Source organism: Streptomyces sp. NPDC056883, from assembly GCF_042788835.1.
In the GTDB taxonomy this organism is placed as follows: domain Bacteria; phylum Actinomycetota; class Actinomycetes; order Streptomycetales; family Streptomycetaceae; genus Streptomyces; species Streptomyces stoeckheimensis.
Genome location: NZ_JBHUBS010000004.1, coordinates 478085 through 490283, shown reverse-complemented (window position 1 = coordinate 490283; position 12199 = coordinate 478085). Strand labels below are relative to the sequence as shown.

The 12199-nt window shown below is 71.4% G+C and carries 9 protein-coding genes; 2 read left to right on the top strand and 7 right to left on the bottom strand.

Annotated elements, in window-relative coordinates; all coding sequences use genetic code 11:
- Window positions 1-109: 109 nt before the first annotated feature.
- Window positions 110-577, bottom strand: a complete 468-nt coding sequence (locus tag ACFRU2_RS14120) for an RICIN domain-containing protein (RefSeq protein ID WP_382971740.1) — start codon at window positions 575-577, stop codon at window positions 110-112.
- 150 nt (window positions 578-727) lie between these two features.
- Here ACFRU2_RS14120 and ACFRU2_RS14115 point away from each other — a divergent pair, with 150 nt between their 5' ends.
- Window positions 728-4495 (top strand): hypothetical protein, encoded by a 3768-nt coding sequence (locus tag ACFRU2_RS14115; protein ID WP_382971739.1) that lies wholly within the window; start codon window positions 728-730, stop codon window positions 4493-4495.
- Here the strand turns inward: ACFRU2_RS14115 and ACFRU2_RS14110 are convergent.
- Window positions 4492-5526 carry a hypothetical protein gene (locus ACFRU2_RS14110; protein WP_382971737.1) on the bottom strand — a complete coding sequence of 345 codons (1035 nt, stop codon included), beginning with the start codon at window positions 5524-5526 and terminating at the stop codon, window positions 4492-4494. The two genes, ACFRU2_RS14115 and ACFRU2_RS14110, sit on opposite strands and share 4 nt — an antisense overlap.
- A gap of 192 nt (window positions 5527-5718) precedes the next feature.
- Here ACFRU2_RS14110 and ACFRU2_RS14105 point away from each other — a divergent pair, with 192 nt between their 5' ends.
- Entirely contained in the window at window positions 5719-6129 is a 411-nt protein-coding gene (locus ACFRU2_RS14105; protein WP_382971735.1) for a RidA family protein, read from the top strand.
- 56 nt (window positions 6130-6185) lie between these two features.
- On the opposite strand, the gene ACFRU2_RS14100 is transcribed toward ACFRU2_RS14105, so the two are convergent.
- The 5 genes from ACFRU2_RS14100 to ACFRU2_RS14080 form a co-directional block, all read right to left on the bottom strand.
- Window positions 6186-7193, bottom strand: a complete 1008-nt coding sequence (locus ACFRU2_RS14100) for a LacI family DNA-binding transcriptional regulator (RefSeq protein WP_382971733.1) — start codon at window positions 7191-7193, stop codon at window positions 6186-6188.
- Window positions 7190-8806, bottom strand: a complete 1617-nt coding sequence (locus tag ACFRU2_RS14095) for a glycoside hydrolase family 13 protein (RefSeq protein ID WP_382971731.1) — start codon at window positions 8804-8806, stop codon at window positions 7190-7192. The genes ACFRU2_RS14100 and ACFRU2_RS14095 overlap by 4 nt, the downstream gene beginning before the upstream one ends.
- 75 nt (window positions 8807-8881) lie before the next feature.
- Window positions 8882-9760 (bottom strand): sugar ABC transporter permease, encoded by an 879-nt coding sequence (locus ACFRU2_RS14090; protein WP_382971729.1) that lies wholly within the window; start codon window positions 9758-9760, stop codon window positions 8882-8884.
- Complete coding sequence (locus ACFRU2_RS14085; protein ID WP_382971728.1) at window positions 9757-10815, bottom strand: carbohydrate ABC transporter permease; 1059 nt, start codon at window positions 10813-10815, stop codon at window positions 9757-9759. Before ACFRU2_RS14085 ends, ACFRU2_RS14090 begins: the two co-directional genes overlap by 4 nt.
- Before the next feature lie 7 nt (window positions 10816-10822).
- Window positions 10823-12097 carry an extracellular solute-binding protein gene (locus ACFRU2_RS14080; protein WP_382971726.1) on the bottom strand — a complete coding sequence of 425 codons (1275 nt, stop codon included), beginning with the start codon at window positions 12095-12097 and terminating at the stop codon, window positions 10823-10825.
- Window positions 12098-12199 lie beyond the last annotated feature (102 nt).

The following is a 12199-nucleotide window of genomic DNA, read 5'->3' as shown; positions in this document are numbered from 1 at the left end:
CTTTTCTTTCCCCCCCCCCACGAAAAAGCCCCCCCCCCCCTTCCTCCCCCCCCCCCCCCCAAAACTTTTCCCCCCCCCCCCCCCTTTCCCCCCCCCCCCGGGCCGGTGTTCAGAAGTCCCAGCTCTGACTCCGTGCGCCGTTGCAGGCCCAGCTCACCAGGAGCTGTCCGTTGTCGGGCCGGCCGGCCAGGATGTCGAGGCACTTCCCGTTCACCCGGTTGCGGATCTCGCTGCCGTTGCGGAACCACTGCTGGTGGCGCCCGCCGTTGCAGTCCCACATGCTCACCGAGCCCTGGTCACCCAGGTGGGGGCCGTAGATCTCCAGACACTTTCCGTTCATGCTGGAACGGATCTGCTCTCCGTCCCAGTACCACTGCTGGTTGGTGCCGCCGTGGCAGTCCCACGTCACGGTGGAGGAGCCGTTCTCCTGGTGGAACATGAAGATGTCTGCGCACCGTCCGTTCAGGTTGGACTTCAGGAGGGGCGCCGCCGCCGACGCGGGTGTGCCCGTCAGGGTGGCGCCGGCCAACAGCCCGGTGGCCGCCAGCAGAAGCATCAGTCGCCGTAGAGACCTCATGGATTCCCCTTCGTGGTGCCCTGGCGCGGATTGCGCCGACCCCTTGTCTAGCCGCCGGCCGATGTCCGGCGCCGGAACGTGGATTCCGGACATCAATTGCTGGACAAACACCACCCATCACGACTGCGGAAAGGCGCAGGAAGGAAGGCCATGCCCCGCCCCGAACGCCCGCTCGACCCGGACACCGGACCGCTGACGCGGTTCGCCGCCGACCTTCGCAAGCTGCGCGAGAAAGCGGGACGGCCGCCCTATCGGGCGCTGGCCAAAAAGGCGCACTATTCGTCGACGACGCTGTCGGACGCCGCGGGTGGGCACACCTTTCCGAGCCTCGCCGTGACGCTGGCGTACGTAGAGGCGTGCCAAGGCGACCGGTGCGCGTGGGAAACCCGATGGCATGAGGCCGCCGCCGAGATCGCCGCGCGCACGCGGGACGCCGAGCCCGCGGAAACCGGCCCGCAGGGCGCACCGTACGCGGGGCTGTCGGCGTTCCAGCCGGAAGACGCCGACCGGTTCTTCGGGCGCGAGCGGCTGACCGGCGAGGTGGTCGCGAAGGTGCGTGAGCGCCGGTTCCTGGCGGTCTTCGGACCGTCCGGATCAGGGAAGTCCTCGGTGCTGCGGGCGGGGCTCGTCGCCCGCGCGCGGGCAGCGGGACGGCCGGTGATGCTGTTCACGCCGGGCTCGCATCCCGTGCAGGAGTGCGCCGTCCACCTGGCCGCGGTGACGGGCGCGGCTCCCGGCCCGCTGGCGACCGAGCTGCTGGACGATCCCGTGGCGCTGCACCTGCGGATCCGGCAGACCATGATCGACCGGGCACCGGACATCGACGCGCTGATCGTGGTCGACCAGTTCGAGGAGGTCTTCACCCTCTGCGGGGACCGGAACGAACGGGACGCGTTCATCGCCATGCTGATCGCGGCCACCACGGCGGAGACCAGCCGGACCCGGGTGGTGCTCGGCGTGCGCGCCGATTTCTACGGCCACTGCGTCCAGGACCCCAGGCTGGTCGACGCGGTGCGCGACGCGCAGATCGCGGTCGGCCCGATGAGCAGTCAGGAACTGCGCGAGGCCGTCACCCGCCCGGCGATGCTCGCCGACTGCACGGTGACCGGCCCGCTGCTGGCGGCCGTGGTCGCGGACGCGACCGGTCAGCCGGGTGCCTTGCCGCTGGTCTCGCACGCGATGGTCGAGACCTGGCGCCGTCGCAGCGGCAGCCGCCTGACCCTGGACGGGTATCTGGCGGCGGGCGGCATCCAGCACGCGCTCGCGCAGACCGCCGAGGCCGCCTACCGGGGGCTGTCCCCCGTCCAGCAAGACCTCGCCAGGTCGCTGTTCCTCCGGCTGACCGCGCTGGGCGACGGTACGGAGGACACCAGGCGCCGCATCACCAGGGACGAGCTGGACCCGACCCCCGACACGGGCTTCGTGCTCGAATCCCTCGCCCGGCAACGGCTGGTGACGCTGGACGAGGGGTGCGTCGAGATCACCCACGAGGCGATCATCCGGTGCTGGCCGAGGCTGCGCGGCTGGCTGACCGAGGACCGGGACCGGCTGCTCCTGCACCGGCAGCTCACCGACGCGACCGCCGGCTGGGAGGCGCACGACCGCGACCCGCACGCCCTCTACCGGGGGGCCAGGCTGGCCGCGGCACTGGACCTGGCCGCCACGGACGGCAGCCGGCTGACCTCCAAGGAGCGGCGCTTCCTCGACGCGAGCCGGGAAGCGCAGGCCGGCGAGATGGCGGCGGTCAGGCGACGGTCGGTCCGCCTGCGGCAGCTGGTCACGCTGCTCACGGTCCTGGTGGTCGTCGCGGCGACCGCGGGCGGACTGGCCGTCGACTCCCGGGACTCGGCCATCCGGCAGCGCAACGTGGCCATTGCCCGCAAGGCCGCCGCGGACGCGGCCGAGGTGCGGCCGCAGGATCCCGCCCTCTCGGCCCAGCTGAACCTGGCCGCGTACCGGCTGGCAGCCACCGGCGACGTCCGCGACCAGCTCATGAGCGCGTTCGCGGCGCCGTACACGAGCCGCCTCACCGGCCACACCTCCGACGTGGTCGCGGTCTCCTTCGCTGCCGACAGCCGTGTCGTGGCCACCGCGAGCTGGGACCGCACGGTCCGGCTGTGGGACGTGCGGGAGCCCCACCACCCCGTACAGCTGGCCGTGGTGAACCAGCCGGAGCGGCTGGCGTCGGTGGCGTTCGCTGCGGACGGCCGGATCCTGGCCACGGCGAGCGAACGCTCGGTGCGGCTGTGGGACGTGACGGACCGGCGCGCCCCCACCGAGCTGAGCACGCTGCCGGACCAGAAGTCCGGGCCGACCTGGGTGGCGTACGGGCCGGACGGCACCCTCGCCACCGGCCACGCCGACGGCACGGCCCGCCTGTGGAAGGCCGACGACCCCCGCCACCCCCGCCTCCTGGCCACCCTGCCGGGCCACACCCACCAGGTCACCTCGGTGGCGTTCGGCCCGGACGGCCGCACGCTGGCGACCACCGGCGACACCACCGTCAGGCTGTGGGACGTCACCGACCCCGCCGATCCACTCCCCCTGGACGTGCTCCGCGGACACACGGACACGGTGACCTCGGCCGCGTTCAGCCCGGACGGCCGCACCCTGGCCACCGGGAGCTGGGACCGCACCGCACGGGTCTGGAACCTCGCGCGATCGCAGCCACCGGCCGTCCTGCCCGTCCATCCCGCGATCGTCTGGTCGGTGGCCTTCACCCCGGACGGCTCCACCCTCGTCACGGTCGGCGGGGCCACCCAGTTCTGGGACGTCGCGACCCCTTCCGCCCCCAGGCGGACCAGCACGATCCAGGGCGGCTTCTACCAGGCCGCGTTCAGCCCCGACGGCCGCGTGCTCGCCAACGCCGACCGGCTGCTGAACCTTCAGGACCTCTCACTCGGAACCCACGACGACGTGGTCACCTCCCTGGCCTACGCCCCCGCCGGACACCTCCTCGCCAGCGCCAGCTGGGACGGCACCGCACGGCTGTGGCAGGTCACCGGCGGCCGGGCCCTGTGGCCGCTGTCGGTCCTGCGCGGGCACACCAAGTTCGTCCGCTGCGTGGCGTTCAGCCCGGACGGGCGCATCCTCGTGACGGCCGGCGAGGACGCCGCCGTCCGCGTCTGGGACGTCACGGACCCCCGCACCCCCCGTCTCACATCCGTCCTCACCCCCGGCGGCGGGGAAGTCGGCGGCGCCGGCTTCGCCGCGAACGGCCGCCTGCTCGCCGTCTGGGCCCAGGGCACGGCCGGACTCTGGGACCTCACCGACCCCGCCGATCCCCGTAGGCTGAGCCGGATCGCCGAGGACGGCCCGGAGGTCACCACGGCCTCCTTCCGCCCGGACGGCCGCACCTTGATGACGAGCAGCGGCGAGTCCGGCTCCCTGCGCTTGTGGGACATCAGCGAACCCCGCACCCCCCGCGAACTGCCGCCCCCGTACCCCTCCATCCCCCTGACCGGCGGCGTGTTCAGCCCCGACAACCGGAAACTGGCAGCCTTCCACCGTACGGACAGAACGGTATGGCTGATGGACGTCGACCCCGCCAACCACCCCACCGAGGTGAAACACCTCCGGGCGTCCGGCTCCTGGCTCTACCGCCTCGCCTTCGCCGCGGACGGCCGCCGCCTGGCAGCCGGCTCCGCGGACGGCAAGGCCCTGCTCTGGGACGTGCCGGGAGCGGCGACCCCCACCGTCCTCACCGGCCACGCGAACCCCGTACCGGCCGTGACCTTCAGCCCGGACGGCACCACCCTGTCCACCGGCGGCAACGACTTCACGCTCCGCCAGTGGGACACCACCCTGGCCCAAGTCACCACCCGCATCTGCGCCACCGCACACCCCCGCATCACGAGAGCCCAATGGACCCACCACTTCACGGCGGTCCCCTTCACCCCGCCCTGCCCCGCCGGCTAAGGCTGGGACAGCTTCTGGAAGAGCGCGCCGATCTCCGCCCGGTCGGCGACCAGCGGGAGGGTGTCGAAGTACAACTCCCACTCGCCGCCCGGGCCGAAGCGCTCCACGATCCCGAACGGGATGTCCTTGCCCTTCGGTCCGGAGACCGTGCCGTGCCACTCCACGTAGGTCGTGGTCCTGCCGAAGGCGGCCTGGCCGGCCTTGAAGCGGACGTCCGCCGTGCCGAAGAACCGCTGGAGGTAGGCCCGCTTGCCGGACTCCGTCGCCAGGGGAGCGTCCAGCCCCGGCCCCGACAGCCGTGCGTTGCCCGTCCGGGCGAGCAGGGCGTCGACGTCCTCTCCGTTCCAAGCCGCCAGGCGGTCCGGGATCTCCGCGGCCCGCAAGCGCTCGGGTGCCGGGCCCCGGGAGGGAGCCCGGCCGGAGTCCGCGATCCCCTCGAACAGGCCCTCGGGCGCCAGCTCCGGGACCGTGTCCCGGAACAGGGCGTGGCGGTCGTAGTAGCGGCGGGCCTGGAGGGTCTTGCCGTCGTCCCCGAGGACATTGCGCGCGATCTGCGGGTAGGCCACCTTGTGACCCTTGAGCGTGACCTCGTTCCACTGGCCGAACATCATGACGCCGCCATCGGCCACCACGTCCGTTCCCCGGTAGCGCAGGTCGGGGACCAGCCGCAGGGAGCCGGTGATGGAGGTGCCGATCACGACGTGGCCGCGCTGCGGGGCGCTGCCGGCCTCCCAGAGGGTGGCCTCCTCGTCGAAGATGTCGAGGTAGGCCTTCACTCGGGGGTGGCTCAGGTCCCCGGGGGCCGGCGGGGCGCCGGTCGGCAGCTCACCGAAGGCGATTTGGCGCTGCATGAACGCGCAGGCGTTCGGGGTGATCCGGCCCTCCAGCCGCTCGACCTTTGCGCGCACCTCCGGGCAGTCGCCCTGGGCAGCGGCCTCCCCACCGCCCGGCGGCGCCGCCGCTGCGGTCGTCATCCCCGCGACGACCGCCGCCACCGCGACCGCCACCACACCACGCCGCCCCGCGAACATCCCGTACCCCGTCCCGTTCCCGACCGATGCGGCCCGTTGCCGCTCGTGTGGGGACCAACATGCCGGTCCGCCGGGGCAGGGGTCGATTACGCCTGAGGTAATGGCCCAGGTCGAATCGGTCGACGATCTCGGCTTCGGTGAGCCTCCGAAATTGCGGTGCGTGCCGGCGCCACGCTGGGCAGACTCGCGGGCATGACCGAGAAGATCACCCGCATCAATCCCGAGCAGCTGCATGCGACGCCCGGATACCACCACATCACGGTGGTGGAGGCAGGGCGTACGGCCTACCTGGCCGGACAGTGCCCGCTGGATCGCAACGGTGATCTCGTCGGTGCCGGTTCCGTCGAGGCGCAGGTCGACCAGGTGGTCGCGAACGCGCTCACCGCCCTGGCAGCGGCGAGTGCCCGGCCGCAGCACGTGGTGCGGTCGGTGATCTACGTACGGAGCGACGAGAGGGACGTGCTCGGAGCCGTATGGCGTCGGCTCACCGAGTCCGCCCTGGGGCCGGCGTTCACCACCGCCAGCACCCTCTTGGGCGTTGCCCAGCTGGGCTTTTCCGGACAGCTCGTCGAGGTGGACCTCACCGTGGCGCTGCCCGACTGACGTCGAAAGGGAGAGGGGCAGGGGAGAAGAGGGAGAACCCCCCTCCCCCCGGGCCCCTACGCCCCGGGCCCCTGCCCCGTGGATCCCCGGACCACCAGTTCCGGTTGGAAGACGTACTCCGTGCGCTGGACCGGGGTGCCGGCCACTGCCTCCAGGAGGGCGCCCACCGCTGCCGTTGCCATGGCGCGGACCGGTTGGCGGACCGTGGTCAGCGGGGGGTCCGTGAAGGCGATCAGGGGGGAGTCGTCGAAGCCGACCACCGAGATGTCCTCCGGGACGCGCAGGCCGCGTTCGCGGGCGGCCCGTATGACGCCCAGGGCCATCGGGTCGCTGCCGCAGACGATGCCCGTGCAGCCGCGGTCCAGCAGGGCTCCGCCCGCCGCGTGGCCGCCCTCGACCGTGAACAGGGTGCGCTGGATCAGGCCGTCCCCCTCAGCACCCGGCAACGCGGCCTTGAACCCGGCTTCCTTCCTCGCCGACGGGACGTAGCGCGTCGGGCCGATGGCCAGGCCGATCCTGCGGTGGCCCAGGTCCTCCAGGTGGCGGACCGCCATCTCCGCCGCCGCGCGGTCGTCCGGGGAGATGAAAGGGGCCTGGACCTGTTCGTTGAAGCCGTTGATCAACACGAAGGGGACCCCCCGCGCCGCCAGCCGCTGGTAGCGCGAAGGGTCCGCCGAGGAGTCCGCGTGGAGGCCGGACAGGAACACGATCCCCGTGACCCCGCGCTCCTCCAGCTGCTCCACCAGCTCGTCCTCGGTGGCCCCGCCCGGGGTCTGCGTGCACAGCACCGGGGTGTAGCCGTGGCCCGCGAGGGTCTGCTCGATGACCTGGGCGAACGCCGGGAAGATCGGGTTGGTGAGCTCCGGGGTGAGGAGGCCCACCAGCCCGTTGCTGCGCCGGCGCAGCCGGACCGGGCGTTCGTAGCCCAGCAGGTCCATGGCGGCCAGCACCTTGTGCCGGGTGCCGGACGCCACGCCCGCCTTGCCGTTGAGCACGCGGCTGACGGTCGCCTCGCTGACCGCGGCCTGCGCGGCGATGTCCGTCAACCGCAGCGGGGAGGTCATCCCCGCCACCACACCGCCGTGTCGGCCGGCAGCTCCGACGGGTCGGCGAGGTCCCCGCTCGCCAGCAGTACGGTGCCCGGCGCGGGCATCCGTACCGGCTCGGCCGTGGTGTTGACCGTGCAGGTGAAGTCCCCCCGGCGGAAGGCCAGGACGCCCGCCGGGGCCTCCAGCCACTGGACCGCGTCGCCCGCGCCCAGCTCCGGGTGCGAGCGGCGCAGGTGCAGCGCGGCGCGGTAGAGCTCCAGGGTGGAGGCCGGGTCGCCGGTCTGCGCGGCCACACTCAGGCCCGCCCACTCGGCCGGCTGCGGCAGCCAGCTGCCGCCTTCGCCGAAGCCGTACGGGGCCTCGGTGCCCGACCACGGGATCGGTACGCGGCAGCCGTCGCGCAGCCCGTCCTGCCCGGCGCCGCGGGCGAAGGCCGGGTCCTGGCGGGCGGAGTCCGGGAGGTCGAGTACCTCGGGGAGGCCGAGCTCCTCGCCCTGGTAGACGTACGCCGATCCGGGCAGGGCCAGCATCAGCAGCGCGGCCGCCCGCGCCCGGGCCAGGCCCTCGGCCCCTCCCCCGTACCGCGTGACGTGGCGCACCACGTCGTGGTTCGACAGCACCCACGTGGTCGGCGCGCCCACCGGGCGCATCGCGTCCAGGGACTCGTCGATGGTGGCGCGCAGCGCCTGCGCGTCCCATCCGGTGTTCAGGTAGTGGAAGTTGAAGGCCTGGTGGAGCTCGTCGGGCCGCAGGTACATGGCCGTCCGGTCGGCGCTCGGCGTCCAGGCCTCGGCGACGCCGATCCGGTCGCCGGCGTACTCGTCCAGGACCTTCCGCCAGGAGCGATAGATCTCGTGGACGCCGTCCTGGTCGAAGAAGGGCAGCACCTGGTTGCCCAGCAGCTTCAGCTGCTCGCCCCGCCCGAGATCGGGCAGGCCGGGGGCCTTGACCAACCCATGAGCAACGTCGATGCGGAAGCCGTCGGCGCCGAGGTCGAGCCAGAACCGCAGGATCGAGCGGAACTCGTCCTGGACGGCCGGGTGTTCCCAGTTGAAGTCGGGCTGCTCGGGTGCGAAGAGGTGCAGGTACCACTCCCCGTCGGCGACCCGGGTCCAGGCGGGTCCGCCGAAGATGGACTCCCAGTCGTTCGGGGGCTCCGTGCCGCCGTCGCCCCGGCCCGGGCGGAAGTGGAAGCGCTCGCGCAGCGGCGTCCCCGGCCCTTCGCGCAGTGCCTGCTTGAACCATTCGTGCTGGTCGGAGCAGTGGTTGGGAACCAGGTCCACGATGATCCGCAGGCCCAGTCCGTGCGCCTCGCGGATCACGGCGTCGGCGTCGTGGAGGGTGCCGAACATGGGGTCGATGGCCCGGTAGTCGGCGACGTCGTAGCCGGCGTCGGCCTGCGGGGAGGCGTAGAAGGGGCTGAGCCATACGGCGTCGACGCCGAGTTCCTTCAGGTACGGCAGTCGGCTGCGGATGCCTTCGAGGTCCCCCATGCCGTCCCCGTTGGAGTCGGCGAAGCTGCGCGGATAGACCTGGTAGATCACCGCTTCTCTCCACCAGCCGGGCAGGGTGCCGGTGGAGGTGGGGAGGCCGTCCAACGAGGTTTCGGCGGCGAGGTGCTGGGTCATGTCGTCCTTGGGGAGATCGGGCCGGGGGTGAGAGGGGGCAGGCATCGGGTGGTCGGCCCGTGCGCGCGGGGCTGGTCAGCCCTTGGTCGCGCCTGCCGTCATCCCGGCGACGAGGTGACGCTGGGCGAAGAGGAAGAAGAACGCCGCGGGGATGGCGATGAGGATGGAAGCCGCGCTCATCGCACCCCAGTTGGAGGTGTACTGCGTGACGAAGGTCTGCAGGCCGCCGGCCAGCGTCAGGTGCTCGTCGCCGACCATGAAGGCGGAGGCGTACGCGACCTCGCCCCAGGCGGTGATGAAGGCGTAGAAGCCGGTGACGGCGAGGCCGGGCTTGGCCAGCGGCAGGATGAGGCGCCAGAAGGTGCCGAAGGGGTTGAGCCCGTCGACGCGGCCGGATTCGTCGATCTCGACCGGGATGGTGTCGAAGAAGCCCTTCATCATCCAGGCGCAGAACGGCACGGCGATGGTGAGGTACGTGATCACCAGGCCGAGCGGCTGGTTCAGCAGCCCCAGGTCGCCCATGAGGTTGTAGAGCGGGACGATGAGGATGGCCATCGGGAACATCTGCGTGATGAGCAGGGTCCACATCAGCGGCTTCATTCCGGGGAACTTGAAGCGGCTGACGGCGTATCCGGTGGTGGCGGCGATGAACACCCCGAGGACGGTGGTGATGCCGGCGACCAGGACGGAGTTGCCGAACCAGGTGAGGAAGGAGGTCGACTCCACCAGGTAGCGGTAGTTGTCGAGGGTGGGTTCCTTGACGAAGTCCGTGGAGATGGCGTGCTTCGCGGGCTTGAGCGAGGTCAGCAGGATCCACAGCACGGGGAAGACGGCGATCACGGCGGCGACGGCCAGGGTGGCGTGCAGTCCGGCGGAGGCGAGCGGGGAGCGCTTGCCCCGGGGGCGGCCGACGGGCGCGTTCGCAGAGCTCACAGAGTTGGTCGTCACGGTCACCACACCTCTCCCTGCTTGCGCAGCGACCGCCGGTAGACCAGCGCGAACATCGTGAGCAGCAGGAGGATCAGTACGCCCCAGGTCGCCGAGACCGCGAAGTCGCGCGGGCTGGTCACGAACGCCTCGCGGAACGCCTGGGTCACCAGGATCTCGGTGGAGTCGCCGGGGCCGCCCCGGGTGAGCAGGAAGATCACCGGGAACATGTTGAAGGTCCAGATGGTGGAGAGCAGGATCACGGTCATGCTGACCGTGCGCAGTCCCGGCAGGGTGATGTGGCGGAACCGCTGCCAGGGGGTCGCCCCGTCCATCTCGGCCGCTTCGTAGAGCTCGCCGGGGATGGACTGCATGCCGCCGAGCAGGGCGACCATCATGAAGGGGACGCCGAGCCAGACGTTGACGGCGATGACCGCGATCTTCGCCCAGGTCGGGTCGTCGAGCCACGGGACGGCGGAGATGCCGCCGCCTTCGAGGATCTTGTTGAGGATGCCGTTGTCGCGGTTGAAGAGGAACCGCCAGGCGAAGACGGAGACGAATCCGGGCACGGCCCAGGGCAGGATGAGCGCCATCCGGTAGGCGGCGCGCCCCTTGAACTCGCGGTTGAGCACGGTGGCGAGGCCGAGGCCGAGCGCGAAGGTGACCGACACGCAGGCGACGGTCCACAGGACCGTCCACACCAGCCGCTGCAGGAACACCGGGTCGGCGAGGACGTCGGCGTAGTTGTCGAGTCCGACGAACTGGTACGTCGCCTCGATGTGGTTGACGCCGATGGTCCGGCTGACGTTGCGCTCGGTGGCGTCCGTCAGTGACAGGTAGACGCCGCGGACGAGCGGCCAGCCGATGATCACGCCGAGCACGAGCACCACGGGGGTGATCATGGCCCAGGCGTACCAGTGGGTGGCGAGGGCCCGCTTCAGCCCCGGGCGGTTGCCCCCGCCGGCGCCGCGTCCCGTCGTCTTGTCAGTCCTGCGGCTCCGGCCGCGGGCGGCGGGACCGGTGTCAGGACCGGTCTCGCTGCCCGCGGCCTTCGCCACCGACTGGCTGGTGTGAGCAGCCATGGTTTCGTTACTTCCAGCCCTTGAGGATCTTGCGGAATTCGGCGCCGGCGGCCTTGGCCGCGTCCTCCGGGCTCGATGCCCCGGTGATCGCCTTGGTGTATTCGACCTTGAGCGGCTCGAAGAGCGATCCGTTCTCCGGGATCCAGGCGCGCTCGACGGCCTTGTCCACGGCCGGCTTGAAGAACTGCACCATCTCGCTGGACTTGACCTCGGGCTGCTCGTAGGCGGCCGTCCGGGTCGGGAGCAGGCTCAGCTCCTTCGCGGACTGGACCTGCACCTCCTGCGAGGTCATGTAGTCGACGAAGGCGTTCGCGGCGGCGATGTTCTTGGAGCCCGCGTACACGGCGAGGTCGTGGCCGCCCTGCGGGGCGCCCGCCTTGACGGAGCCGGCCGGGACGGCGGCGATGCCGAGGTTGGCCTTGTCCTTGAACTGGTCGCCCGCGTAGGTGTCGGCCACGGCCCAGGGGCCGTTGATCATCATCGCGGCCTCGCCCGTCTTGAAGGCGGTCTGCATGTTGGTCCAGCCGTCGGTGGCGTTGGTGATCGCCGCACCCGAGGTGACCAGGTCGCGGGCGGCCTTGAAGGCCTTGACGCCCGCGGCGTTGTCGACGGTGACCGTCTTGGTCTTCGCGTCGACGAGGTCGCCGCCCTCTCCGTAGATGAGGGGGAGGAACCAGTAGGAGTCGTCGCCGCGCAGGTAGAGGCCGGCCTTGCCGGTCTTGGCCTTGATGGCCGCGGCGGCGGTCTTCACCTCTTCCAGCGTCTTGGGGGGCTCGACGCCGGCGTCGGCGAGCATCTTCTTGTTGTAGAAGAGGCCCATGGTGTCGATGACCTGCGGGACGCCGTAGGTCTTGCCCTCGTACTTGCCGCTGGCCGCGGCCTGGGGCAGGAACTCGGTGTCGATCTTCTTGGCCGTGTCGGCCGGAACCTCGGCGAGGTAGCCGAGGGAGGCGAAGTCTGCGACCCAGCCCACGTCGGCGCGGATCACGTCGGGGGCCTCGGAGCCGCTGCTGAAGGCGTTCTTGACCTTGTTCTGCGCGTCGCCGTACGGGACGTTGACGTACTTGACGGTCACCTTGGGGTGCTTGGCGGTGAACGCCTCGGCGATCTTCTGGAAGGACGCCTTCTCGGCGTCGTTCGAGGTGTCCCACCACGTGACCGTGCCGGAGAGCTCCCCGTCGGCCTTGGCGCCGTCGCTGCCGTCCTTGGTGTCACCGCCGCAAGCCGTCGCCGCGAGCGCCAGAGCCGCGACCAGCGCGGTGGCCGCTATGCCACGCCGCATATGAACTCCTTCGATGATCCCGGCCGCGCCTCGCGGTTCCGAGTTGCCGAGAACGTAACAAGCCTGAAAGCCGACCGAAAGACCTTGCGGGAACTTTCTGCA

Excerpts from the sequence above, each read along its gene's own strand:
- ACFRU2_RS14085 (WP_382971728.1), bottom strand. The coding sequence starts at position 10,815 with ATGGCTGCTCACACCAGCCAGTCGGTGGCGAAGGCCGCGGGCAGCGAG.
- ACFRU2_RS14095 (WP_382971731.1), bottom strand. The coding sequence starts at position 8,806 with ATGACCCAGCACCTCGCCGCCGAAACCTCGTTGGACGGCCTCCCCACC.
- ACFRU2_RS14115 (WP_382971739.1), top strand. The coding sequence starts at position 728 with ATGCCCCGCCCCGAACGCCCGCTCGACCCGGACACCGGACCGCTGACG.
- ACFRU2_RS14105 (WP_382971735.1), top strand. The coding sequence starts at position 5,719 with ATGACCGAGAAGATCACCCGCATCAATCCCGAGCAGCTGCATGCGACG.
- ACFRU2_RS14100 (WP_382971733.1), bottom strand. The coding sequence starts at position 7,193 with ATGACCTCCCCGCTGCGGTTGACGGACATCGCCGCGCAGGCCGCGGTC.
- ACFRU2_RS14120 (WP_382971740.1), bottom strand. The coding sequence starts at position 577 with ATGAGGTCTCTACGGCGACTGATGCTTCTGCTGGCGGCCACCGGGCTG.
- ACFRU2_RS14080 (WP_382971726.1), bottom strand. The coding sequence starts at position 12,097 with ATGCGGCGTGGCATAGCGGCCACCGCGCTGGTCGCGGCTCTGGCGCTC.
- ACFRU2_RS14110 (WP_382971737.1), bottom strand. The coding sequence starts at position 5,526 with ATGTTCGCGGGGCGGCGTGGTGTGGTGGCGGTCGCGGTGGCGGCGGTC.